Consider the following 23,839-nt stretch of genomic DNA (forward strand, 5'->3'; position numbering starts at 1 on the left):
AGATAAATGCTGAAAAGACTTAATACTAGCCAATTTTAATGGTAGAGTCACCCACCAAAAGGAATCCAGGGAGAAAAAATGATTAAATCATTGCAACGAATGCCGAAGGGAGTGACCCCGCTATATTTCATACAGGCTTTTTCAACATTTTCATACGCTATTCTCTATTCATCCCTATCGCTCTATATCACGAAACAGCTTGGTTTATCCAATACAGTTTCAAATAGTATCGTTGGCCTATTTTTAGCCTTTAATTTCGTACTGCATTTGGTAGGCGGATTAATGGGAGGACGCTATCTTAGCAACCGTGCCTTATTTTTTATTACTACCATCATACAAAGTTTGGGCATTTTGTTTTTGATTTTTTCCCAAGCCTCAACTCTTTATTTGGGCTTAAGTTTATTTTTAGTGGGATGTGGACTCAATACCACTTGTTATAACACTATTTTAACCCAGCGCTTTGATCCAGATGATAATAGAAGGGATAAAGCCTTCTTTATGAGCTATTCAGCAATGAATGTTGGGTTTTTTGCAGGTTTTATTATTAGTGGGTTTTATGATTATTCTAATCAATATCAACAAATATTTTCCGCAAGCCTCTTTATCAATATTATTACGTTACTTTTAATGGCTTTTAGTTGGGCTGATCTTGCTGATAAAAATACACCTTTGATGGAATTGAAGGATCGCAGTAGCCGGAGAATGAAGCATTTGTTAGGTATAACAGGCACAGTTCTACTTGTCCCTTTCCTGATGGTCTGTTTTAACTCAGCGGATTTTAGTAACGGAATGGTTTTGGTGGTAAGTATTATCATGTTCTTTGTTATTGTTTTTTTAAGACAGAAGCAACCGCTAAAGGCAGATAAACAAAAAATTAAAGCTTATTTAATCCTGACGGTAACTTCTATAATCTTCTGGATGATTTATTACACCGGTCCCATGGGTATAACCATTTTCATTAAAAATAATGTTGATAAGCATATTTTAAGTTATGAATTGGCAACTCAATGGATTTTAAATATCAATGCCATAATTATCATCGTTGGTGCTCCAATTACTGCACTAGTTATTAATAAGTTACAATCAAAAGGCTTTAATTTCTCTGTTTCCATGCAGTTTGTATGGGCCTTTATATTTCTGGCACTTTCTTTCTTTTTATTAGCTTGTGGTGTGATGTTTTCTGATAGTCATGGTTTTAGCAGTATTAATTGGGTGATATTGCATTTAGTGACTCAATCCATTGCTGAGTTACTTATTGGTCCAGTAGGGTATGCAATGATAGGACGAATTGCCCCTCCCAAATTACAAGGGATTTTAATGGGTACCTGGATGATGGTTTCTGGGGTTTCAGCTTCTTTATCAACTTATTTTTCTAACGCGATGATGAAAACAGATTCTATTGATCCTTTATCGACGAATGCTGATTATCTTTATGTCTTCAATCAACTGGGGGGCTGGGCATTAGTAGCCGCAGTATTTTTGTATTTCATTGCTGGAAAAATTCGTAATCTCATTGATAATACAAAAGCACCAGAAAGCACAATAATTGAAACAATTACTGCTTAACAGGCGCCCTGGACTAAAAGTTTATATTGACTATTAGTAATACAATTCTGCATTTTATTCCCAACATTCTCTAGGTAAAAAAACTAATTTTTTTACCTACTGCATTATGTTTTACTGCTTTCAGGGGTAGTGAATGAGCCCCTGTTGTTTGAATAAAGGGGAGATTGTTACATGGGATGTTTAGCCGAAGTTTTGGCATCAGAAGTTGTTGTACATTTTGAGCGTAGAAAAGAAGCGCAAAAATATTTAATTGAATTTATTCTGACACACGGTAATTATGATTTGAAAACCCTCGCTGAAGTTCTTGATGTGAGCCCGCTTTTGCTCAGTAAAGTTGTTAGCGGATCTAGCTATCTTGAGGATGCGGTTGCTTTAAGGTTGCTTGAGTGGTTCTTTATTTTTATTGGTGAGTGAAGCTAATTGAGGCAAGTAATCTGTTAGTGTTGATGAGATGTAATTCAGTTGATATTAATGCAGACTTCTTAATGTGTTTTACTTGCTCACTGGAGTAAATATAGTTTTTAAAGACCATACTTAGTCACCATATTGTCGTCGGAAGAAATATTTGGAGCTATATCATTGTTTTGTAATTGCTTCACACTTTGTTTGAAATGATTTGTTATTTCTGGGCCATTATCAACAGGACTTATTTTGGCTAATGAGCGAATTGAATTAACTGTTTCTGTTATAGCGTCTGGTACTTTGGGTGGGTTCACATCATTAAAGCCACAATAGGTAGATAACCATTCAAATAATGGTTTTATATTGCCAACAACAGGCTCTGCTACCAGTTGAAACACAGAAGGGCCGTTCATTGAATTTGCAAAACTTACCACACAATCACCAGTTTCCATATCCATAGCACAAAATGAAATAGATCCAGTATTATTTCCCCAATGAAAGGCAGTAGTTTTATCTGACTCTTTGTTACTGTAAACCCCCATTCCCAAACCCCATTGGACTTGTGAGGTTTCGGGTGAAGTAGTGGGAGGGAGTTTTGATAGAGCGCCTGTCAATAGTGTTGATTTAAGATACTCATTTTTAAAACAATACTGTAGAAAGGTGATGTAGTCCTCTGAGGTTGTAAGCATAGAACCTGCAGCGATCCCTGGTACATCGTCTGCTAATGGGGGTAAAGGGGTATGAGGACCATCAGGATAGGGATCTGGCTGGTGCGCTTTGGCAACATCCCGAGGGGTACCATTGAGATGACCGTCTGACAACTGCCTCATAAAGGTAGAGCTCTTCATACCCGCTTTTTTAAAAAAATATTGAGCAATTTCTTCCCATTTCTTGCCCGTTTTTTCCTCAACAACCTGCTTTAAAAAATCAAGTGCTACCCCTGAATAGGTAAATCGAGTGTTAGGTGTTGCGATAAATTTTGTTCCGTCATCACCATCCTGGCCAAAGTTTGCTAAACCAGAACATTGTCCAATAATCATACGAGTTGTAAGTGCTCGATAATGTGGGTCTTGCTTAAGTTCTGAGGGTCCATAGTCAGCAATATCCGCTAGAGGTGTGTCTAAATCCCATTTACCCTGATCAACCAAATCTAAAACAATAGCCGATGATACGGGTTTACTTAGGGATGCCGCTTGAAATAAAGTATTTGTATCAACATGGGTTGGTGCTGATGTGTCAGTCTCTCCATTAGCCACAGTATGTCGAGTGCCTTTTTGACACCAAGATAACGATAATGCAGGAATATTTGCATTATCAAGTAGCTCTTTCATTAACTCTTGTCGTTCTTGCATAAAACACCACTGCAGCCAATAAAATGTTTTTTTTGGGGCTCATTAGCCCATAAATTATAATTGCTTTTATTTTACACAATTCAGGGGGTGTCATTTTTGAATTTTAAATTTTTTACAAAAAGTTAACAATTTGAGTTATCAATAATCAATCAAGTCTGACCCAATTGATTATCTTTGCATAATTAAATCCTGATCCCGCCATCAAATTGAATTTTATCTTTATAATAATAGAGGAGTTGATTTGATTAATCTTATTACTGAATTTCAGAGAAATAATTTTTTTAATTAACCTAAGTTTTTTCTTAAATAAATTCTGTCATGCCCTAATAAATAGTCTTCAAGTCGTCCAATTACAAAAAAACCTTGTTTTTTATAAAAATCAACGGCTTGGAACTCATAGGTATCAACAAAGATTTTTTTTACATTTTTAATGGTTGCTTGATTAAATAGTTCATTGAGTAATCGAGAGCCTACCCCTTGTTCTCTGTAATTCTCCTCAACCCATAATATGTCAATGTAAAATGCATCACTATGTTCCCAAATAGTAGCACCACCTATGATTTCATTTTTATTGTTTTGAGCGAAAATACTAAATGGACTGGCTTTTTCATGGAGGTATTTAGCATTAAAATCTACTATTCCATTTCTTAAACGAGCATTACTTTCATCACTAGGATTATTATCAACCAATATATTAACTGTGCTCATTCTGTATGCCTCTATGGTTCTTTATAGAATTTGACAAATTATATCGTAAATAAATTGTAACAAGAGGGGTTGTTCAAAATCAGTCTCACCAAAATATTATATAATAAGCTAATGGCACCTAGCGAATAAAATCACTATGAAATATAAAGAAGAAATTGACGAGAGAATGATTAAAGGAGGAATTCCGGGTGCATCTATTGCATATTTTAAACCAGGAGAGCCTATTAGACCCGAGGTAATAGGAAAAACCGATGTATACTTTGAAACTCCAGGAGCCAAAGTAGAGCCAGATACAAAATTTGGAGCTGCATCCCTTAGTAAGGCTGTATTTTCCTATTTAGTACTTAAAATGATATCTGATAAAAAATTTACCAAGCCATTTACTTTAGACACCCCTATTTCAGAAATTCTACCAATACAAGACTTCTATAAAAATAATTTAGGTAAGGGAGTTAGTAAAGATTTTATTGAAGAAGCAAATAAAATAACTCCTCGTATGGTTTTATCACACAGTTCAGGCATACCTATTAATGGCGCACCAAGATTAGAGTTTCCACCAGGAACAGCCTATTCCTATGGAAATACGGCCTTATACTATTTGCAAAAGGCCATCGAAAAAGATCAAAACATGTCACTTGAAAAGCTTGCCAAGGCAGAGATTTTTCAACCTTTGAATATGGTACATAGCAGCTTTGTAGCTCCCGGAAGTACTGAGGATAAATCCCATGCAGCGAATACCCTTCATACTACGCCAAGTGATTATGCTCGTTTAACCTCAGCCTGGATGCAAGTATGTGGTCTGATAAAAATGTCTGAAAATCCGACAAATGAAAATCAAAAAGACTCAATAACCTCAAGATATATTCTTACTGAAACGGGCTTTTTTTACTACAATAAGTTAGATAGTACCCTGCACCAGATCAAATTAGATCAGTCCAAATTAGAGGAACTACAGCATAGATTCGCTGAAGTAACTGAAGACAAACCAATTAATAATCTATCAGATGAGCAACTTGCTGAGGTAACTTTAGTTACAGAGCATACTCATAAAAATGAAACATTGCATGAAGCTTTTAAGCCTCAAATATCCTTGATGACAGATCAATGGGCTAAAGATTTGAAGGTATCAGATAAAGACAGACAACACCTCGCATGGGGATTAGGTTTTGGATTGCAATTAGATGAGCAGGGTAAGGTCACAACAGCTTTCCATAGTGGTGACATGAACCAGTGGCGCGGGTGGGTTGCAATGGATATGGAAACCAAATCTTCTGTTGTTTTACTTGCTAATGGTAACGAGGAGCTTAATAAGTCTCCCCACGGATATGGACATGTCCTTGCTGAATTAATTGTGGGTCCAGAAGTGAAATTAGAACATGCCTTTAATTGGTTTTTTCAAAAATTTGGTCTTGCTAAAAATGTAGAGCCTGGATGGAAAGAAGGCGAGGAAGAACGTACTGCTGTTATTGGTAAATATGTAGAGTCTCGACTTTCTGCGCTTAATTCATCTGTTGAACTGAAAAAAACGCTGGTCATGGAGCCAACAAGAAAAGATAATCTTTCCGATTTAGGTACTGAATCAGAAGATAGAGCGGTGACTTTAGAGCATAAGCACAGCACAGAAACTTATAAAGTAGCTCCAACTGGGCAAAAAATAACTCAAAGATTTAAGAGCCGTGTTTTAGACGAAATACGTCCTGTTGAGCCAGAGGTAACTGAAAGCCAACAGGGAAAAGAGCATAGTTCACCGTCTCCCTTTCAAACTACACTCAAACCAAAACTTCCAGGCGAAGATTGATATAAAGATCAGAAATTCTTGCGTAAAAAATAAAATACTGAATCTTTGAGGAATCCATGCCTTTCAAATTCAATCTTAAAAACAAGAGCTTCCCAATCAAATGTATTGACGGTGGCAGAAGTACAGCCGTTTTCTTTACCTGAATACTGAGGTTGACCATACAAAATTGATACTTAAGTCTCTCATTTGGGTACAAGAGTTGATGGTTTTGTACCCAAACTTCAGCTTTTATAAAACTTTTTAGAGAGCCTTTATTGCAACATTATGGAATACAGGGGCTGCAAGCGTTCCACCCGTAGTTGATTTCTCTCCATTCTTTTCGGTGCTATAACCATCCTCCAGAATGACTACCATAGCAAAACGTGGTGCATTAGCAGGAACATATCCTCCAAATAGCGCCAAGTGTGTGCCATTAGTTTCATCAACAAGAGTTCCAGTTTTACCTGCAACTGAAATACCATCAATAGCCGCTTGTTTTCCCGTTCCCAAGGTAACAGACCTTTCAAGCATGCGGGTTACTGAATTTGCAGTAGTCTCCAAAATTACAGAGCCTGCATTTGCTTGAGGTAAATGCCCTTTATTGGCAAGAACAGCATAGGTTTTTGTAAGGGTTTCAAGAGTAACAGGAATGTCACCTAGTGAAGCTGTTGCAAGCTGTAAGGCTTCACTTTTACCTTTTTGCGGCCAGTTGTTCATATTAAAACCAAACCCTGCTAGTTTTTCACGAAATACAACCGGTCCTGTATTTTGGGCAATTTTAATCAAACACACATTAACGGATTTGGCGAGTGCATCTGTTACCGAGACAGAACCAAAATCAGAGTTATAATTAGTAAATTTTACGCCATCAACATAATAAGGTGAATGACAATCATAACTTGTTGTTTCGGAAACGACACCAGAATCAATTGCAGCCGCTGCAACAAAAGGCTTTATAGTAGATGCCGGAGCAAAAATACGTGACTTCCAGCTTGCTGCACCATTGCTTGTTCCTGCTTCCGCAAATGCGATGATTTTTCCAGTACTCGGCTCTACTATTGCAATAGCCCCTGATTTAGCATGATATTTTTTTACGGCAGCTGTAATTTCATCAACAGCTATGTTTTGAATTTCAGGATTTAGTAAGGAAGTATCTACTTCCTTAGCTTTAGAGCCAGAAAGAGAACCCAGCGCAGCATAAGCTGTACAGATAGGTGCTGTAATCGCAATTCCCACAAATAGAGTACCTAATAATAAGTGTTTGGACTTATTGACCTTATAATTGGTTAACATATTAATTCTCCTAATGATGAATGTACTTTCTTGTTTTCCTCCTCCCCAAGCCATCCCAACGGTGCATGCAAATTCTCGCTGAGAATGCTTAGGAGATTGAGAAACTGCCTGAACCACATGGAACAGGCAGTGGCCATAATCATGAGCTGAAATTTTTTGGTGGCCAACCAAGGCTTCATCGCATGATAATTCTTGTAATTCACTGAGAATCCTATGCCATCGAGCAACACCAGGATTCCCTAAAAAAATAATGCGTATTCCTTCTATAAAATAAGCCCATAAGCAATCCCCATTGCGATGATGTTGCCCTTCATGAGCGATAGCTATTTTTACATCCTGTGAAGAGGACAATAAGGAAACAGGCAATATGATATAGGCCTTATTAAATAAGCGGATTGAAAAAGGAATATGGCAAAGAGGTGATACCTTAATCATCAGCCTACCGCAAGTTCGATAGGGAATCGCTGAATGCAATATTAAATTCAACTGCCTTAGATCTCTAGTAAGACGAGAGCCCCGCCATAAAACCACTATTCCAAGAAGGATAAATAAAAGTTGGGTATAGTTTAGATCGCTTAGTTTTGAGTTAGGTGTAACCTGTAAGCCAAGATCTGATTTTTGAGGTGCTACAAGGGACTGGCTTGCATAGTCTTGCATCGCGTCCAAAGAAACAAATTTAAGTATCAGCGGTTTTTCTGCAGGTTTTATACAATGAACTGCTAGTGGGGATACCACACAACTAATTAATAGAAGACGAACACATTTCAATTTAAACGAAGGCTCATTGCTCAGCCATCGTCCTCCCACAAAAAATGAACTCAAAAATAATAATGCATGGATACTGAAAAATATTTCAATAAAGAGTATTAGATTATTCATATTTACTCGCTCACCGGAGTTAATTTTTTTAAGGCATCTTCAATGGATTGAATTTCATCTTGCCGTAATTTCTTAGCACAAAGTAATCTTTGTAGTAAAGCTACTGGGTTGCCATCAAAATTATGGGTAAGCACATGTTCAATACTGGTGTTTGCGTAATCCTCTTTGGATACCAGAGGCAAAAAAACGTGGGCAAACGAGTCTTTTTGACAAGCAAGAAACCCTTTTTGCTCTAATACTTTTACGACAGTCGCCACAGTGGTATACGCTAAATTTCGTTCTTTGGGTAAATGTGAGTGCACCTCTTTAATGGTTACCTTATTAAGTCCCCAAATAATCGTCATTAATTCAAATTCAACTTCCGTTAGCAGGCGATCAGAAGATGAGATGATTGGTTTATTTGGCATTTTTTTCTCCAGCTATATAATAATAGCCATACTATACTAGTTTTATAGTAGAGTCTACTATTTAAATAGTAGAGATGGATTTTTCATTTCTACTATAATTTAAAAGCGAATTTAAGAGGGAAGCTAGTTGATGAAACTTGTAATATTACTAGTGACCATCCAGTGCAGGAAGATCAACTATCTGTGATGCCTGGTTCGAGATCTTGGTAGACATGGTGTTGACCAAGTCATTGAGATACTACATAGAGAGCAAACCCCTGCATTATTAGAAAAATTTCGAGAACAAGGACTGATTGAGCGACTCTCCGATTATTTGGGTGCACCTATCTATCCAAGGATTTTGTCATAAGTGAAACTCCATTACGGTCACAGTGTGTCCTTTGAATTCATCAATTCCTATTACGCTCCATCCAAGACGAGAATAATAATCAGGAATGGTAGGATCAAAGGCGAATAGATAAATTTTTTTAAAACCCAAATCCTTTGCTTTTTGTTGGGTTGTCTCAATAAGCAATGAGGCTATCCCTTTCTTTTGATAGGCAGGAGATACAACAAGTGATCCTAGCCAAGGTGTTAGGTCTGGTCGTATTCCATCATTTTCTCTTAAACTACACATGCCTACAGGCTTCTCACCATCTGTTGCCACAAAAGTTATAGGTAATTGAGTGTCATTTAAATGGGAATCATATTTTTTAATGACTTGTTCAATAGGAACATCAGGTACCCATATTTTACCAAGAACCTCATGCCAAATTGTGGCAAGTCTGGGAATTGAGTCTTGGTGATTTTTAAGGAGATTAATTGTTATCATTTTTTATCCAAAAAAATATTAGATTTCATAAAATAAACATCGACTAGAACACTCTTAAAATGAGTACGTTTCAAATGATTCATTCCAATATTTTGTGCTACTTTTTTTGAAGCTAAATTATCCACGTGGATGATAGAAATAAGTTTAGTTAGCCCTAATTGTTTGAATGCGTAGTTTCTTACGGCTGTGGCTGCCTCACTTGCAATTCCTTGCCCCCAAAAAGCACTATCCAGTCTATAGCCAAGTTCAATATAGGACTCGCCATCAACAATTTGTGGCATTAAGCCACAAAATCCTAAAAGTTTGCCGTTTTCTTTTAAGGTGAGAGCTAACAATCCGAATCCTTGCTCTTCATATGAAGTTATCCAGGATTCCATTCGCTCTCTAACGGTCTCTTTATCAAGAGGTTGTCCATCTCCTATAAAACGCATTACCTTCGGATCTGAACATATTAAAGAAAAAGCATCTAAATCCTCAAGGTTAAATGGACGAAGTACTAATCTTTGGGTTTCAATGTTAAAATCATCATTGTTGCTATTCATAATTATTACTCTGAATACTTAAGTAAACCTTGAGTTTGGTTTTCTTCTTCAAAAAATTTAACAAAGAATGTTTTTGAAAGCTGGGGATTAATTTTATTTATTCGGGTAAATTCGGCTGTGAACCCGCATTTTTTATAAAACTCTGGTGCTTGAAAAGCACTGGTCACAAGATTGATGTTATTAAATCCTTGTCCTTTAAAATGATCTTCAAGAGTCTGTAATAATTTTTTTCCATACCCTCTGCCACGATAGGCACTATCTACCCAAATATCATCAACATAGATTTCGGCAAAGGCAGTGAAGGCATTGATCACGCCGCAAACAATATTATTTTCCTTTGATAGTATTACTGAAAAGCGTTTGTAATTCACATCGATTCCATGGCTTGTTTCATAAGTGATGAACCCATCTGTCATACGCTTGTCAAGCTCATCACTTATGCTATCAACAAAGGAAATTTTTAAGCTGCTGTCATCATCAGTGTTATTAATTGATGAATTGCTGTGCGTATCAAAGCTTAAAATATAACGTTCTGGTTGATGTGAATCATATGTAATTGCTTTGAGTTCTTCAGTATAGTTACCTACTGTAAAAGTCGAGATGGTTTTACGCCAAAATGCTAAAGCGGGCTTATTCTCAGGAATGACAGATACTTCCCAAAGGCCAGGATGTGTTTTCCAAATCTCATGGGCTGCACGGCTCCCTATACCACTCCCTTGAAATTTAGCGAGGATAAAAAATTCTCCCATATTCCAATCAATGTTGGGTTGTGTACCTTCTTTATTCAGTAGAACAAAGCCTGCTAATTCATCATGGACTTTGATTAGAAATGCTTGCCTTTGGGGATTATCAAAATACACTTTAAAGTCATAACTTTCATAAAGCCCATCAGATGGACAGGCCCAATCATCACTGATGAAACCGCAACTTCTGGACATATCATAAACATAAAATCGCGCCATATTTTGAACGGTTGGATAATCATCTATAGTCGCTTTAATTATTTTGAGTTGGAATTCGATGTCTTTAATAATCATAAGTTTTTCTCTTTCATATTTTCCAGCATTCGTCTTGCGAGCGTTGCTAAAACAGGATTTGAATTCTTATAATACGGCAACATAATAAGTGCTATTGATAGAGCCCAGCCCTTACCTCTTTCCCATGTATCATCATCGATATGTTGTAGATTTTCCCTAAAGATTCTTCTTGAATGTGAGTTAAGTAAACTCCAAGCGATAACCAGATCACAAGCAGGATCACCTATACCTAAATCGGAAAAATCAATTACCGCACTGAGTCGATTGTTTTGAACTAAAATATTTCCTGGTAAAAAGTCTCCATGTACCCATACGGGTTCCTTGTTCCAATAGAGGACATTCGATAGCTGATTCCATAAAGAAGTTATGGATTGAACATCAATTTCTCCTTCAAGTTCTCCTATAGCTTTCCGTGTCTCTTCATCGAGTTCTTTTGTTTTTAGGAGAATACCGCGACGGGAAGCAGGGCCGTTTGATAGTTTTATGTCGTGTAGATCGTTTAAAAACAAAGCCAAGTCTTTAGCAAGAAGTTCATATTCCTTATCTTCTTCAAAATTAGGGTTATTCCCCTCATTCCATTTGGTCACTGTCCAAAACCAAGGATAGAACTCTTCAGGATTACCTTTGAACAAAGGTTCAGAGACCGATATTTTCAAAAATTTAGCAATTTTTGGAATCCATTCATATTCTTTATTAATACTTTTATTGATACTTCCTGGAGCCCATTCGATTCGAGGAAGACGAACAACGTACTCACTACCTAAACGAAATAACGCATTGTCTGTTCCACTTGATAATATAGGTTTTATAGGGAGATTAGCCCATTCAGGGCACTGATTTTTAAGAAGTTTGTGGACAAGAACTTCGTCTATTTCAAGCTCATTTTCATGCATTTTCGCCATGATTTTCTATCTCTATATAATATTATTTTTAACTAGCACTTTACCCATAGGGATATCTTGCGGGAAACTTAAGCCCTGTTCAGGGTCGTTAAATGGCATTTCAATATATCCTTGGCGCACATAAAATTTTTTCGCTTCGGGTGAAGACTCCATTTGCAATACAACAATGCCTTGTCGATATAACCAACGTTCACAAAGATTTAGAAATGCTCCGCCTATTCCCTGATTCCTTGAATGTTCTTCAATGACCATGATACGAAGTGCGGCTCTATGCTCTGGCCAAAATTGAATATGAGCATAACCCTTAATCTGTGTTCCTTTGTAAAGAATAAAGTGGACATGATCTTCGTGATCAAAAGTCCAGGTATATGGATCTGATACGGGCACTTTATCAAAAAAATAGTGTTGACGAAAATGACGCACTGCTTCCCATTCACGGGGAGTTAATGATTTCACTATGCGAAGACCAAAACACCCTGCTTTATTATCAATGTCTGCAATAAATGCCTCTTTGCCTAGACAATAAGCCATGATGTCATTGGGATGATTTTTAGCCAACTCTTGTTTCAGTGCTGCATAAGCATCCCGGTCAGTGGGATGGGATCTCATCAAATCACGAAATTTTAAGTGCCTTTCAATTTCAGGACTGCCTTCTTCAAATACATGAGCATGATGGGTTCTAAATTCAGCCCCTTTCTGAAAGTATCGCCTAAATGCAATTCCATACTCACCCTTTGCTTCATAACCCAATAGCTGCATAGCATTGTTAGAGTTGTCGACTTTCATGATGTCACGAACTACTGGAATCATATCAATCACCGGTTTCGCTGCCAGGCCTGGCACAGAAGTAGATCCAATGTGATGAATGCCAATGCAATTTTCTCCAAGAGCTTCTTTGATACGACTTGCTTCCATTCTATATAAATTGGGCCACTCTGGATTATAGGGGACAACTTCAATTATTCTGTGAGTATTCATAATGCATTATCCAGTTGTAGATGTATTCATTATTAATCCTTCGCATTACATGCGGCTATAAATTCTTTCAATGGATTACTGGGCTTTGCATGTCTTTGAAATGATGATGTAAATTTTGCTTTATCACATGCGCTCATCAATCGATTACTGCTCAATGCTCCATAAATAAAAAATAATATGCCAGCCGTTGAAAAAGCATCTAACAAGTGCTTTTTAGATTCAAAATGCAAATAATTTTTAAGACAACAATCCTTGAGCCTCAGATAGGTATCATCTTTGTCTGTTAGTGCATGATGTTTTTTAATTTGTAGTAAACAGTTTAACAGTGAAAAAAATGGATGCGAAATCACTGTTTCACCCAAATCAATGATGGTGATATCTTGCGATATATGGTCTATGAGCGTGTTATTGTCATTAAAATCAGGTTGAACAATGGTTTGTTTGATAGAATAGTCAGATAATTTTTTACATAAATGTGAAACTTTTGGAAGCAGCGCCTCCAACTGACTAATTTCTATTTCTGATAGTCCATCTGCGATCAATAAATCTTTTTGTGAAATCAGTTCGTTGTATAAATCAGGAAATATATCTAATCGCCAATCTGGAACTCCAATATCAAGAAAAACATCTACGCGATCTGCAACTGATATTTGAAGTGATGTAAATTGGTCAATAGCTTTGCAAAGCAATGCTTCATCGAATTTCTGTTTTAGCATTCCTCTTAGTGATTTGCCCGCATCTTTCATTAAAAAGCAGTTTAATTCAGTATTGTGCGCGATAACTTTTGGAACAGAAGCATGGAATTGATCATGCAAAGTTTGGATAATGGTCGCCTCCAATGCAAGGAGCTCTGGAGTATGTTTCAAATAAATGTACCCATCAGATGTTGCAAAACGGACCACGTAAGACCAAGGTGTTTCTTGCACACGTTCTGGCAGGTTACTTTTTAGCGTATACCCATGAGAGGAAAGATATTTACAACCCCATTGGATGATTTCTTTATTCACATTGTCATTTCCTGGCACAGGTTCAGTAGCCATAATTCACTTTTAGTTTCACAAAAATTCCTTAGTAAACCAAAGTACTAAATCGTCATCAAGGCAAACATTGGCACCGGGGGTAACATGATTATAATTGTAAGTAACACCCAACCCATCGGGTATATAACCTCTTTTAATATACAATCTCTGCGCACTGCCATAGCCATCATAAAGTCCAACTCCAATACCTACTTTATTTTGTTTTTTAACTGCCTCAAGCTCTGCTATATCAAGTAACGATGAAGCAATCCCGTGGTTTCGATAAGGGGGTAGGACGTTTAGATCCATAATTTCAGGGATGCCTTGATTTTTAAATGATTGATATAAAGAATTCCATTTCAATGTGATGTAGCCAGCAAATTCATTTTTATAAAAAGCGATCCAGACGATACGTTCATTAAGCTTTTGTTCATGAAGGTAGGCTTCAAAAGTAGATGGCGGTTTGGGCCAGTGGTGTTTGGCGAAATTACTTACGATAAGGGGAATATCCTCAGCAACAAATGCTCTTATAGAGATGGTTTCATTATTTGGTCGGCTTTTGAATTGATTTAGATTCAAAGCCATATAAACCATATTCCATTCATAATCTGCGGGTTTTAAATTCAGTAAGGGATTAAAACCTATATGTTTATAAAAGTTATAGGTTTTTAGATAATTTTCATCAGATTCTGCTGGAGCCAAAGTTTCAACGGTCATGGTAGAGCCACTTTGTTGTCGTGCATATTGTACAGCTTCCTGGATTAATAGGTATCCTATTCCTTGGCTATGAAATGCTCGTAAAACTCCCATCCAATAGATATTGCTGTTTGCAGGGTATGGAAAATCAAGGCTTAATAGCCCCACATAAGCCTCATTTGATTTGGCCGCAAAATTAATGCGTGATCGAACCCCTAACGCATAATGTTCATTACACTCTGGCAATCCAAAATATTCAGGTAAGTCTGTTGTAATCTGACGACACAACAGCTCAGCTTCATCAGCTGAAATGTGTTCAATTTTGTAATTCATTAGTATTCTCGGTTTTACCATAATATGAAATGATTGGGCATTGTTCAGAGTGTTATTGTTCCAAATAATTTAACCAAAAAAAGAGGTAAGTTATGGCGACAACAACGTTTTAATCCAGCTATTATCGACAAAGCGATATTCAAGCACATCTGATAATTCATCAGTCCGATAAGCATAAAATACCATACGTACAGGTTTTATTCTAAATCCACAATAAAATTCGCTCATTGGTAGCGGTTTGTCCTGATAATTAACGTCAATGTCCTTCTTTTTCTTTTCGAGTTGATGCTTGTTTAAAATGGGTTGGGATGAAGTAGCTGCATAGCTATAAAATCTAATCTGCGCCTCGCGGGGATATGTTTGCCAATATAGTTCATTTTCCTCAGGCAATAAGGACTCAACTACGCCATCAATAATTACTTCACGCTGTAACAACTCGAACCAAAAAGTGAGCGAGGCAATCGGATTAGTGGTTAACTCGGCCACCTTTCGGGTGCCTTTTTGAGTGAAAAACAATAAGCTTTGTTCACTAATCTCACGAATAGCGACCACCCGTGCATGGGGAATGGACTTTTTTGTTGCAGTAGACAGGACTGCTTGTTGAGGATTGGGCGCACCTTTATGGCGCTCCTCATCTATCCATATATTGAGTTGTTTTATGGGGTCAATCATATTATTAAGCCATTAGTCTCATATCTATGCTTAGTATAAATGATGATTTATTCCAGTTGAAATTTCCCCATCTTGGTGCAATTCCAAGTGAGAGATTTGTCCTTGTTTATTTTTGAAAAAATTAATTTGGATATCTGGTATTTTCCCAAAAAATTGAGTTTCTGATTCGGGAAAAAGTTGTGTTTTTGGTTGATTTGTTTCTTGTGTGACTAAGAAACCATTTTCTAGAGAAATAACGAGTTGCTTTAAGGGTGTTAAGCCGTATGGACCAACATAGGGAGCAACGTTGTAAGTACCAACATAGTTAGCAAGTGTTTCAGATGATACGTTTATTTCTTTTCTTTCTGAGGGTAATGTAACTGTCTTGCCATGAGCTAGGGTCACCATTTTCAAAGCAAGATCCTGCGCAACATATCCTAATGCATTTAGATTGGCCAATACGATTACAGTTAACTTGTCATCTGGCGAGTAGATTAGTTTTGTATTGAATCCACTGGTGCCACCGGCATGTGTTATTGATTTATGCCCATCTAAAGAATGTACTCTTACTCCGAAGCCATAATCATTTTTAAAAGGTTCAATCATTTTCTCTAGTGATGCCGATGATAGTATTTTCCCTCCAAACAATCCTTGTTCCCATAGCAGTAAATCGTGAGTTGTGGAGTAAAGAGAACCTGCTGAATAGGGTATGCTCATATCTAAGAAATCTGCATTACAAAGTCCATTGGGACTCACCATATAGCCAGACGCGCGATGTAATATTATCTCAGAATGGGAGTCATATCCTGAATCGTTCATATCAAGAGGTTTGAAGATATTATGAATAACAAAATCTGCATAGCTTTGACTGACGTGGTCAACCAAATTTGTACACTCCAGTTAAGCCACTTTTTTCAATAGCCCCCAATAGTGGTTTTCAAATTGATTTGGGCTTTGATAATCCAAAGACGAATGTAATCTTTGATTGTTATAAAAGATAGTAATGTAATCGAGGATATCCTGCTTTGCCTCCTTCCGGGTTTGATAATTACGCCAATGTACTCGCTCGTCTTTCAAGCGACCGAAAAAACTTTCAGCAATGCTATTGTCCCAGCAGTCACCTTTTTTGCTCATGCTGCCCACTAGACCATATTGATTGAGAAGGTCACGATATTGTTTACTGGCATATTGTGAGCCTCTGTCGGAATGCACAATAAGGCCTGAACTTGGATTTCTCTGCCAAATGGCCATTGTTAATGCATCACAAACCGTATCAGTCTTCATTCTCGAACTCATGTTCCAACCCACTACTTTCCGAGAAAACAAATCAATCACCACGGTCAGGTATAACCAGCCCTCATGGGTTGAGATATAAGTAATATCGGACACATAGGCACGATTGGGCTCATTGACCTGAAACCTCCTGTTTAACACATTATCAAAAACAGGTTGCTTGTGATTGCTGTTTGTTGTCACTTTGTATTTCTTTTTATATCGAACAAAAATACCAGCCTCACGCATCAAACTACGGGTTTTTCTTCGACCAACCGGATAACCAAGAGCATTCAGTGCTTTCCTTATCCTGCGATTTCCATACGAGAACTTGCTGGATTCCGAGATTTTTTTAACCCACTCCAATAGCTCTTGATGTTCTGGTTCATTGTTCGGGTTTGTTTGTTTCCGCTTTTGATAACTATAGTATCCAGAAGGAGTAACGCCCATGAGGTGGCACATCATGCCAACCGGCCAGGTCTTCTTGTGTTGGGCGATAAACGAATATTTTATTTCGCTTCTTTCGCAAAGAAGACCGTGGCTTTTTTTAGTATTTCTTTCTCCATTGTCAGCCTTCTGACTTCTTCTCGTAACTGGCGAATCTCAAGTTGCTCTTCCGTCAATTTACCATTTCCACGAAAAGCATTTTCATTATTCTCTGCTGCCTCTCGAATCCAGCGACTCAAAATATTCGAATTAATTCCCAAGCTCCTGGCAGCGTCTAAACATGCGTATCCTTGTTCAGTTACTAAGCTAACCGCATCCAGTTTAAATTCCTTTGTATATTTTCTTCTTGTAGACATTGTGACCTCCAATTAAGCAAATTATCTCTTAACTGGTATGTCCAAATCAATTGAACCACATCAGACCACTTATTTTTTCAATTAGATATCCTAGGAGCACATAGGCCGAATTATTGTACTCAAAGTCTGATCCAGGTTGGAAATTTAATGGTTTGTTGCGAAAAAATTCGATTTGTTGTTCTGGTGTTTTGGTACTTGTTGTAAATGCAGCAAAATCAGGAAAACTAGTGTAACTAGGAATCCCTGAGGTGTGGTTTAACAAATGGAAGAGTGTTACCTTGTCCCAAGCAGAAGGTGCATCTGGCATGTATTTATTAATGAAATCGCTTATTTTAAGCTTACCCTGTTCTTCAAGCAATAAAATTGCTACGGCTGTAAACTGCTTTGTGAGCGAAGCGATGCGAAATTTTGTAGTTGTTGTATTAGGTATTTGCCATTCAAGATTGGCGTAGCCATAACCTTTATCCAGAATAATATGCCCATGTTGTGCGACAAGAATTGATCCCATGAATTGTTTATCTGCTACATATGACTGTACAACCTGTTCCATGCGCAATGCTTTATTCATCCTCATCTTCATTCTTAACCCAATAATCGGCAGGGCCACCGCCAGGTGTTGGCCTGGTTGATAATGGACTTAGCTTATATGTTGATCCTTTCTCGTTACCACTGGATCCGCTAGATTCTTTTTTTCGATTTGCAAAGATGGTTTTGTTTGCCGTATCAATTAAAATTTTATCCTTAAGTATTAAGAGCAAATCGTTATCTTGTATCCTATTATCATGCTCGAATTTACAAACGACAAATAGATAGGCATCATTTTTATCATTAAATTGAGCAATTGTTTTTCTTTCCAAAGAGTCCATGGTTTTTATCATGACTTGGAAAATAAATGGGGTTGCATTATTAAAATCACCATTACCCTCTGCATATTTGGCATGGGTAATAGAAATGTTCTCTTTATTTAATTCATGCAATAGTTCATGGTCATCATATAGTCTATAAATAACTTTTTTTCTTTCCATATCATCTATAGATGATTTTTCTGACATAAAGAATTTTGCGTCATTTAATTCATCACACTCAGCAATAAGTTTTTCTTCGCCTCTTGCATAATGTTCGGTAATTTTAAAATTCATATGACATCTCAAATAAATAGTCATTTTTAATGATAGCATATTGATGTTCTAAGGAGGCCAAGAAGATTCCCGACCCTTAACCTGAATTTAATAAATGGAAAGAGTGCATTTCCCCGCATCTAATATAACCTCTTTCCCAATTGGTAGAACGCATCGTTTTGCGCCGTGACCATAAGGAAAGTCTTTAATGCAAGGGACTTTAAAATGAGAGATCCATTCATTAATTACGTCATCAACAGTACCTTCTAGAGAATTTGAATCTTTTCCTGTGGAATTTTCAAATTGACCAATGATAATACCCGCTACTTGATTAAAAATACCAGCTAAGTCCAATTGAGAGAACATTCTATCAAGATTGTAAGGCTCAATATTAATATCTTCTATCAGTAGAATACTTCCTTCAAATTCAGGTTGAAAAGGAGTTCCCATTAACGTTGTGAGTAACGTTAAATTCCCTCCAACTATAGGGCCTTTAGCAATTCCTGGACAAACGCCTATTCCTTCAGTGATTCGATAAGATTTTCCAGATAAACAAGCCATTAATGTTTGTTCAATCAGGGTATTGGGCTGAACGGTTAAGGTAAACCCTGTGTAGGTGGCAAGCTTGGTTTTTTTCAACAAACCGAGTTGTAAAGCAGTTGTATCACTAAATCCAACCAATATTTTGGGGTGAGAGCGAATTACATCATAATCAAGTAAAGGTAATAGTCGCTGGGAACCTTGGCCGCCACGCGTTGCTATAATCGCTTTAACCGTAGAATCTGTAAAAAAATCCATGAGGTCCTTTGTGCGATCTATATCACTACCTGCTAGAAATCGATCTGAATCATAAATATGATTTCCAAGTTTCACTTTAAATCCATTTTTCTCTAAAAATTGCACACCCGCTTCAATAGCACCAGGCATTAAGGGGCTTGAGGGAGTAACTAATCCTATGGTGTCACCTGGTCTTAATGGCGCAGGATAAAGAGATCGCATTTTGTTCTCCAAAAAATAGTTTGGTTGTTGAGTCTCTCATTAGCAATTTATTTTAAAGCCTAAGTTTGACAATTTGTTCCCTGATGAAAAATCATTTGCCAATTGCTTCCATTATGTCTCCATATGGAAGAGCGTAATGACTGCCGAGTGCCAATAGTTACTTTGTAAGTTGCAAGAATGACATTTTTTGAAAGCTCTGATGAGGTGAAATCCTCAACAGCATAACATTCCTGTTTTTCTTCAGGGAGGGATTCAAGCAAATCTAATTTATTATAAATCCTGCCTGAGCTGCCATATTCAACAAAATCATCGGCAATTAACAGTCTTAATTGATCTGTAGATTGTCTTACAGAGGGCGTTAAGAGCAATAACTCTAGATTGTAGATTTCTTCATTCTTTATTGTTAACTGGGGATCTTGTCGCATAATCAATCCTGTTGTTCGGTTTATCAAATTAATATCAAAAGTTAAAGATGTTTTTCCATGATGATGGTCCTTTCTTCTCCATAGTATTCATTACGTAAAGCTTTATAACCAAGTTTTCGATAAAATCCTTCTGCAGTAACTGAAGAGGGAACTGTGAGGCTCTGAATATTCTGTTCCCGTGCGATCTTTTCTAAATAACACATTAATAAAAATCCTATATTTTTACCTTGCTTGCCGGGTAACACAAAAACGGAGCGTATGACATTTTCCTCAAGGCTTGCAGTACCTATGATGCAATCTAATTCTGTTATGACAAAAACCTGTCTCTGAGTCATAAGTTTTGATATTTGATCTGGAGAGAAATTTTCAATTACCCTTTTTATGATTACATTAGAATAATCTTTTGAATTAACTTCTGTTAATGTTTGGATGATAAGATGACTTATTGCTTCTGCATCACTAGGCTCTGCTTTGCGAATCAATGTACTAGTTGTCATAGGTTCCTCTTTGTATTTTTAAAAGTTAAAGAGGGAGCATAGCGTCATCTGTTTAAGTTCACTTAGCCATTGATCCCTTGGTTTTCCGTCTGGGGCTGTGGGCTCATACCAATTGTTTTTGCACCAAAGGTAAATATCCAAGCTTTTCATTTGTGTAAACCAGTTGATTTGCTTTAATTCAGTATTATTTATAGGAAGTATGGTGCAATACCCCTCGATATACCAATCGAACAACTGTTTCCATGTTTCATGGGGCTTGGCACATAAATCCAGATATGGTTTGGCTATGTCAGCCATATACCAATGATGTACGGGTTCATCAAAATCAATAATATAAACTTTATTCCCATCATAAAGGACATTTCCTGGTCTGTGATCGCCGTGGGTCAGGCCAAAATTTGATGGTGTAGGTGTAAGCTGATTAAAGAATGAAGCAATTTTTTGATGAAGGTCTTTTATTTCATTACTTTCACCATGTAAATAGTCCTCTGTTTCCTTCCATAAATCACGCCAGGTTCTAAAATGATGCTCTTTAGGTTGGTAGGATTGTGATGCACGATGAAGCGTTGCAAGGCTCTTGCCCCACTTGAAATATTTTTCTTTGCTTGTGTCGTCAAAATCGATAACATTGCCTGGTACTTCAATACAAACATGGGCTAAAAATTCCAATTCCACTTGCTTGATTGTTTCAATAAATGCATTGTTTTTAGAGTTAATCGCTTGGCAAACAGGGGCATCGTTGAAAAATAGGTGGTTTTGAAAATCAATTGCGGCTGCTAGTTCGTTATAGGGTCTTATCTGCTCATGAGTGATACGTAAATAATAGCCTTGATCTTCGAATTCAAAGCGGTAAACACAGTTAATTTGGTTATTTATAAGCTTTAGATTTGTAGGTTTATCAACCCACATCATTGCAGCATTATAAGCTGATTCGTCAGTTATTTTTTTTAAGGTTGTTTCCCAGTTCATTTCGTTATACCTATCTTTATGAATTCAATATTGATAACTTGGATAAGCGATCTAGGTGATAATCAATCAATTTTTTTACTTTGTTTTTATCAAATTCTGGGCAGAATCTTGGGTAAGTACGGTCAAGACCATAAGACCATTTTTCCAATAGGGCATGATCATATTCCAGCATCTCTTCTATGATAAATTGTGGAGTATAGAAATCATCAGAATGAACACCTACACCACCATCGTATAAGTTCCTTGTTGGGAGTCTAATAACGACATGATCACACTCATCACCTGAAGGCATCATAACAAAGCAGATATGTGCTTTTTCAGGGAAACGATTATTCCATGCTTCATAAAATAACTGAGCAAATACACCACAAGGACCGTAATTAATTCTAGGGGTGCCCTCATGAAAACCTAATAACTGGTTTATGTCACTTGTTAGATCATTTAGTATGGTTTTGGCTTCATCATTCATTTGTTAGATGCATCCTATGAAAATGGAGTTAAAGCTCTAATCATAACAATATAATCTAGGTCTTGGCTGAACGTTGATGTTACAAACCCCGCTTTTTCATAGCATCGAATTGCGTGGAGATTATTACTGTTTGGATCAACGAGAACAGCCCGGAACTGAGTTAAATATTTTGAGATAAAGCTGTTTATTATAGATTCCCCTATACCTTTGCCACGATCTTTTGCTTGTGCGATAAAAAGATCTACTCCGGCAAGTTGATTTGGAGTGTATTCTTTAAATAAAGGATTGTTATAACCTTCTATACATTCAGGTAAAGATACAGTCAGGCAATAATATTGTATAAATCCTATGGCCTTATCATTTTTGATAATGATAAAGCTGGGTACATTTTCTTGACCTAAAATTCTGGGTAAGTATTTCTTTTGAATATCTTCAAGCGACCAAGTTTCGTTTCTAGCATACAATTGGTTAATCGTTGGTTCTTTGAACCAAGTGTAGAGAAGCTCCAGGTCATTTTCGCATAGGTTCTTGAATTGGAGAGAGTTCATTCTGTAGGCCAATTCACGTTTAGATTGGGTAGATTATCAAGATCATATTTTGCGTAGACAAGTGTATCGCTGATTTCACCTGTAATTGGTTTTTTTCTATTTGATTTTAGGGTTGCCTCTAAAGTGTAATTCAGTCGCTCGGGAATCATTCGACTTCTGCTATTATCAAGGTCACAGGTAATGGCCATTCGTTTTACGCCTAATTGTTTGAACGCATATTGTGTAATGGCATTAATCGCTTCGGTCATCAAACCTTCTTTTGCACGAGAGCTGCGTATCCAATATCCTGTCTCAACAGAGGGTACTTCCCAAAGAATATGATGATATCCGGTCCCGCCAATAAATTCTCCAGTGGTTTTGTCATAAATAAATAGTTGAAGCCACGGTTCTTCATTTCTCTTTAGAATCCAGTTGGCGGCAGCGAGTCGAGCCTGTTCTTCTGAGTCTTCTACAGAGGGCTTTGTTTTAGCCCAATCCATAAATCGATGGAGTTCTTCATAGGATTCTAAAATAGCGGCATTCACTGCCTTACCGTCATTTACTTGGGTGGGTCTTATTAATAACCTAGGGGTTATTATCGGCATGGGTAGGTTTATCAAAATCGGTTTCATTAATTATCCTTGGATTCATCTTAAATAGATCATAATTTAATAAATCTATTCAGACTTATAACCGCCCCAACTAATTCACAGCTGGTGTCGGGATCGACTCGAACACTTGCCCAATCTTCATTAAGCGCAATTAATTCAAATGCTGGAGATGTTTTAGAAGTAGAAAGCTGCTTATATTTGCGAATAATCACTTCATTTTCAGAATCAAGCTTAGCCACCACAAAATCTCCTGGATTTGGAGTGGTATCAGGATCAATGATGAGCACATCATTCACTCTGAATTCTGGAGTCATACTGTCATCCCTTACTTCCATCGCAAAGGCATTTGGACCGATACGCTCAGTCAGTCCTGAACTAACTGGGATTAATGCAACCTTTTCAGAGTAGTGTTCCTCTTTGATTTGTTGAATAAGTAGTGCAGGATTTACAGCCTGCTTGTAATCCAGCACTGGAATTAGAGCACCCAAGCCAGGAGTTTTATTTAATCTTCCTTGCTTGTCATCGGACAAACACATTAAAAAGGATGGAGATACCTCTAGTGCTTTAGCTAGTTGTTTGATTTCTTCGGGGCCAGGGGTTCTTTCGCCGCGTTCGTAATTGTTGATGCGAGAGACTTTTAAATCCTCTGTTAACTCTGCTAGAGCCTTTCTCGTTAGGCCTTTAGTGGTTCGTTCATGTCTAATTCGTTGTCCTATTTTCTCTTTGATGTTCATTCCATGTTACGTCCATAAAAATACTTAATAAATATGATACCAGATATTGACACATTCTCAAT

General features: G+C 37.2%; 27 protein-coding genes. 3 read left to right on the top strand and 24 right to left on the bottom strand.

Going from position 1 to position 23,839, the window contains the following annotated elements:
- Nucleotides 1–78 precede the first annotated feature (78 nt).
- Nucleotides 79–1,566, top strand: coding sequence for a peptide MFS transporter (locus tag DYE45_RS02235; RefSeq protein WP_115300324.1), 1,488 nt, complete (start codon nucleotides 79–81; stop codon nucleotides 1,564–1,566).
- 171 nt (nucleotides 1,567–1,737) lie between these two features.
- Nucleotides 1,738–1,980: a hypothetical protein gene (locus DYE45_RS02240; protein ID WP_115300325.1), complete on the top strand. Its 243-nt coding sequence runs from the start codon at nucleotides 1,738–1,740 to the stop codon at nucleotides 1,978–1,980.
- Between the two features lie 107 nt (nucleotides 1,981–2,087).
- Here DYE45_RS02240 and DYE45_RS02245 read toward each other — a convergent pair whose 3' ends face one another.
- Both DYE45_RS02245 and DYE45_RS02250 read right to left on the bottom strand, forming a co-directional pair.
- Nucleotides 2,088–3,320, bottom strand: a complete 1,233-nt coding sequence (locus DYE45_RS02245) for a serine hydrolase domain-containing protein (RefSeq protein WP_115300326.1) — start codon at nucleotides 3,318–3,320, stop codon at nucleotides 2,088–2,090.
- A gap of 285 nt (nucleotides 3,321–3,605) precedes the next feature.
- Nucleotides 3,606–4,028 (bottom strand): GNAT family N-acetyltransferase, encoded by a 423-nt coding sequence (locus DYE45_RS02250; RefSeq protein ID WP_115300327.1) that lies wholly within the window; start codon nucleotides 4,026–4,028, stop codon nucleotides 3,606–3,608.
- Between the two features lie 136 nt (nucleotides 4,029–4,164).
- On the opposite strand from DYE45_RS02250, the gene DYE45_RS02255 reads away from it, so the two are divergent.
- Complete coding sequence (locus DYE45_RS02255) at nucleotides 4,165–5,826, top strand: serine hydrolase domain-containing protein (RefSeq protein ID WP_115300328.1); 1,662 nt, start codon at nucleotides 4,165–4,167, stop codon at nucleotides 5,824–5,826.
- A gap of 240 nt (nucleotides 5,827–6,066) precedes the next feature.
- Here the strand turns inward: DYE45_RS02255 and DYE45_RS02265 are convergent, their stop codons facing one another.
- The 22 genes from DYE45_RS02265 to DYE45_RS02370 form a co-directional block, all read right to left on the bottom strand.
- Complete coding sequence (locus DYE45_RS02265; protein WP_115301049.1) at nucleotides 6,067–7,965, bottom strand: M56 family metallopeptidase; 1,899 nt, start codon at nucleotides 7,963–7,965, stop codon at nucleotides 6,067–6,069.
- 14 nt (nucleotides 7,966–7,979) lie between these two features.
- A complete protein-coding gene (locus DYE45_RS02270; protein ID WP_115300329.1) occupies nucleotides 7,980–8,384 on the bottom strand; it encodes a BlaI/MecI/CopY family transcriptional regulator in 405 nt (134 codons plus the stop codon).
- Between the two features lie 343 nt (nucleotides 8,385–8,727).
- Nucleotides 8,728–9,195, bottom strand: coding sequence for a GNAT family N-acetyltransferase (locus DYE45_RS02275; protein ID WP_115300330.1), 468 nt, complete (start codon nucleotides 9,193–9,195; stop codon nucleotides 8,728–8,730).
- Nucleotides 9,192–9,737, bottom strand: a complete 546-nt coding sequence (locus DYE45_RS02280; RefSeq protein WP_115300331.1) for a GNAT family N-acetyltransferase — start codon at nucleotides 9,735–9,737, stop codon at nucleotides 9,192–9,194. Before DYE45_RS02280 ends, DYE45_RS02275 begins: the two co-directional genes overlap by 4 nt.
- A gap of 5 nt (nucleotides 9,738–9,742) precedes the next feature.
- Nucleotides 9,743–10,774 carry a GNAT family N-acetyltransferase gene (locus DYE45_RS02285; RefSeq protein WP_115300332.1) on the bottom strand — a complete coding sequence of 344 codons (1,032 nt, stop codon included), beginning with the start codon at nucleotides 10,772–10,774 and terminating at the stop codon, nucleotides 9,743–9,745.
- Nucleotides 10,771–11,676: an aminoglycoside phosphotransferase family protein gene (locus tag DYE45_RS02290; protein WP_115300333.1), complete on the bottom strand. Its 906-nt coding sequence runs from the start codon at nucleotides 11,674–11,676 to the stop codon at nucleotides 10,771–10,773. Before DYE45_RS02290 ends, DYE45_RS02285 begins: the two co-directional genes overlap by 4 nt.
- A gap of 12 nt (nucleotides 11,677–11,688) precedes the next feature.
- Nucleotides 11,689–12,654, bottom strand: coding sequence for a bifunctional GrpB family protein/GNAT family N-acetyltransferase (locus DYE45_RS02295; RefSeq protein WP_115300334.1), 966 nt, complete (start codon nucleotides 12,652–12,654; stop codon nucleotides 11,689–11,691).
- Between the two features lie 32 nt (nucleotides 12,655–12,686).
- Nucleotides 12,687–13,694 (bottom strand): aminoglycoside phosphotransferase family protein, encoded by a 1,008-nt coding sequence (locus DYE45_RS02300; protein WP_242602738.1) that lies wholly within the window; start codon nucleotides 13,692–13,694, stop codon nucleotides 12,687–12,689.
- A gap of 15 nt (nucleotides 13,695–13,709) precedes the next feature.
- Nucleotides 13,710–14,702, bottom strand: a complete 993-nt coding sequence (locus tag DYE45_RS02305) for a GNAT family N-acetyltransferase (protein ID WP_115301051.1) — start codon at nucleotides 14,700–14,702, stop codon at nucleotides 13,710–13,712.
- A gap of 90 nt (nucleotides 14,703–14,792) precedes the next feature.
- The gene (locus DYE45_RS02310) at nucleotides 14,793–15,374 is read right to left on the bottom strand and encodes a pyridoxine/pyridoxamine 5'-phosphate oxidase (RefSeq protein WP_115300335.1); all 582 of its coding nucleotides are present in this window, start codon (nucleotides 15,372–15,374) and stop codon (nucleotides 14,793–14,795) included.
- Between the two features lie 30 nt (nucleotides 15,375–15,404).
- Nucleotides 15,405–16,238 carry a serine hydrolase gene (locus DYE45_RS02315; RefSeq protein WP_115300336.1) on the bottom strand — a complete coding sequence of 278 codons (834 nt, stop codon included), beginning with the start codon at nucleotides 16,236–16,238 and terminating at the stop codon, nucleotides 15,405–15,407.
- A gap of 15 nt (nucleotides 16,239–16,253) precedes the next feature.
- Nucleotides 16,254–17,428 (bottom strand): IS3 family transposase gene (locus tag DYE45_RS02320; RefSeq protein WP_115300337.1). Its coding sequence is split into 2 segments (ribosomal slippage): nucleotides 16,254–17,176 and nucleotides 17,176–17,428, totalling 1,176 coding nucleotides; the frame shifts between segments, so codons are not numbered across the junction.
- A 46-nt stretch (nucleotides 17,429–17,474) separates the two neighbouring features.
- Nucleotides 17,475–17,996 carry a serine hydrolase domain-containing protein gene (locus tag DYE45_RS02325; protein ID WP_160160660.1) on the bottom strand — a complete coding sequence of 174 codons (522 nt, stop codon included), beginning with the start codon at nucleotides 17,994–17,996 and terminating at the stop codon, nucleotides 17,475–17,477.
- Complete coding sequence (locus DYE45_RS02330) at nucleotides 17,989–18,567, bottom strand: hypothetical protein (protein ID WP_115301052.1); 579 nt, start codon at nucleotides 18,565–18,567, stop codon at nucleotides 17,989–17,991. Before DYE45_RS02330 ends, DYE45_RS02325 begins: the two co-directional genes overlap by 8 nt.
- An 87-nt stretch (nucleotides 18,568–18,654) precedes the next feature.
- Nucleotides 18,655–19,545 (bottom strand): S66 peptidase family protein, encoded by an 891-nt coding sequence (locus DYE45_RS02335; RefSeq protein WP_115300339.1) that lies wholly within the window; start codon nucleotides 19,543–19,545, stop codon nucleotides 18,655–18,657.
- A 59-nt stretch (nucleotides 19,546–19,604) separates the two neighbouring features.
- Entirely contained in the window at nucleotides 19,605–19,970 is a 366-nt protein-coding gene (locus DYE45_RS02340; RefSeq protein ID WP_115300340.1) for a nuclear transport factor 2 family protein, read from the bottom strand.
- A gap of 41 nt (nucleotides 19,971–20,011) precedes the next feature.
- Nucleotides 20,012–20,467, bottom strand: a complete 456-nt coding sequence (locus tag DYE45_RS02345; protein WP_115300341.1) for a GNAT family N-acetyltransferase — start codon at nucleotides 20,465–20,467, stop codon at nucleotides 20,012–20,014.
- Between the two features lie 18 nt (nucleotides 20,468–20,485).
- Nucleotides 20,486–21,436, bottom strand: a complete 951-nt coding sequence (locus DYE45_RS02350; protein ID WP_115300342.1) for a phosphotransferase enzyme family protein — start codon at nucleotides 21,434–21,436, stop codon at nucleotides 20,486–20,488.
- A 16-nt stretch (nucleotides 21,437–21,452) separates the two neighbouring features.
- A complete protein-coding gene (locus DYE45_RS02355; protein ID WP_115300343.1) occupies nucleotides 21,453–21,905 on the bottom strand; it encodes a hypothetical protein in 453 nt (150 codons plus the stop codon).
- Between the two features lie 14 nt (nucleotides 21,906–21,919).
- Nucleotides 21,920–22,453 (bottom strand): GNAT family N-acetyltransferase, encoded by a 534-nt coding sequence (locus tag DYE45_RS02360; RefSeq protein WP_115300344.1) that lies wholly within the window; start codon nucleotides 22,451–22,453, stop codon nucleotides 21,920–21,922.
- Nucleotides 22,450–23,064, bottom strand: a complete 615-nt coding sequence (locus DYE45_RS02365; protein ID WP_115300345.1) for a GNAT family N-acetyltransferase — start codon at nucleotides 23,062–23,064, stop codon at nucleotides 22,450–22,452. The genes DYE45_RS02360 and DYE45_RS02365 overlap by 4 nt, the downstream gene beginning before the upstream one ends.
- 29 nt (nucleotides 23,065–23,093) lie before the next feature.
- On the bottom strand, nucleotides 23,094–23,777 hold the full coding sequence (locus tag DYE45_RS02370) for a LexA family protein (RefSeq protein ID WP_115300346.1): 684 nt from the start codon (nucleotides 23,775–23,777) through the stop codon (nucleotides 23,094–23,096).
- Between the last annotated feature and the right edge of the window lie 62 nt (nucleotides 23,778–23,839).

The sequence above is a fragment of the Legionella taurinensis genome, from assembly GCF_900452865.1.
Classification (GTDB): Bacteria; Pseudomonadota; Gammaproteobacteria; order Legionellales; family Legionellaceae; genus Legionella_C; species Legionella_C taurinensis.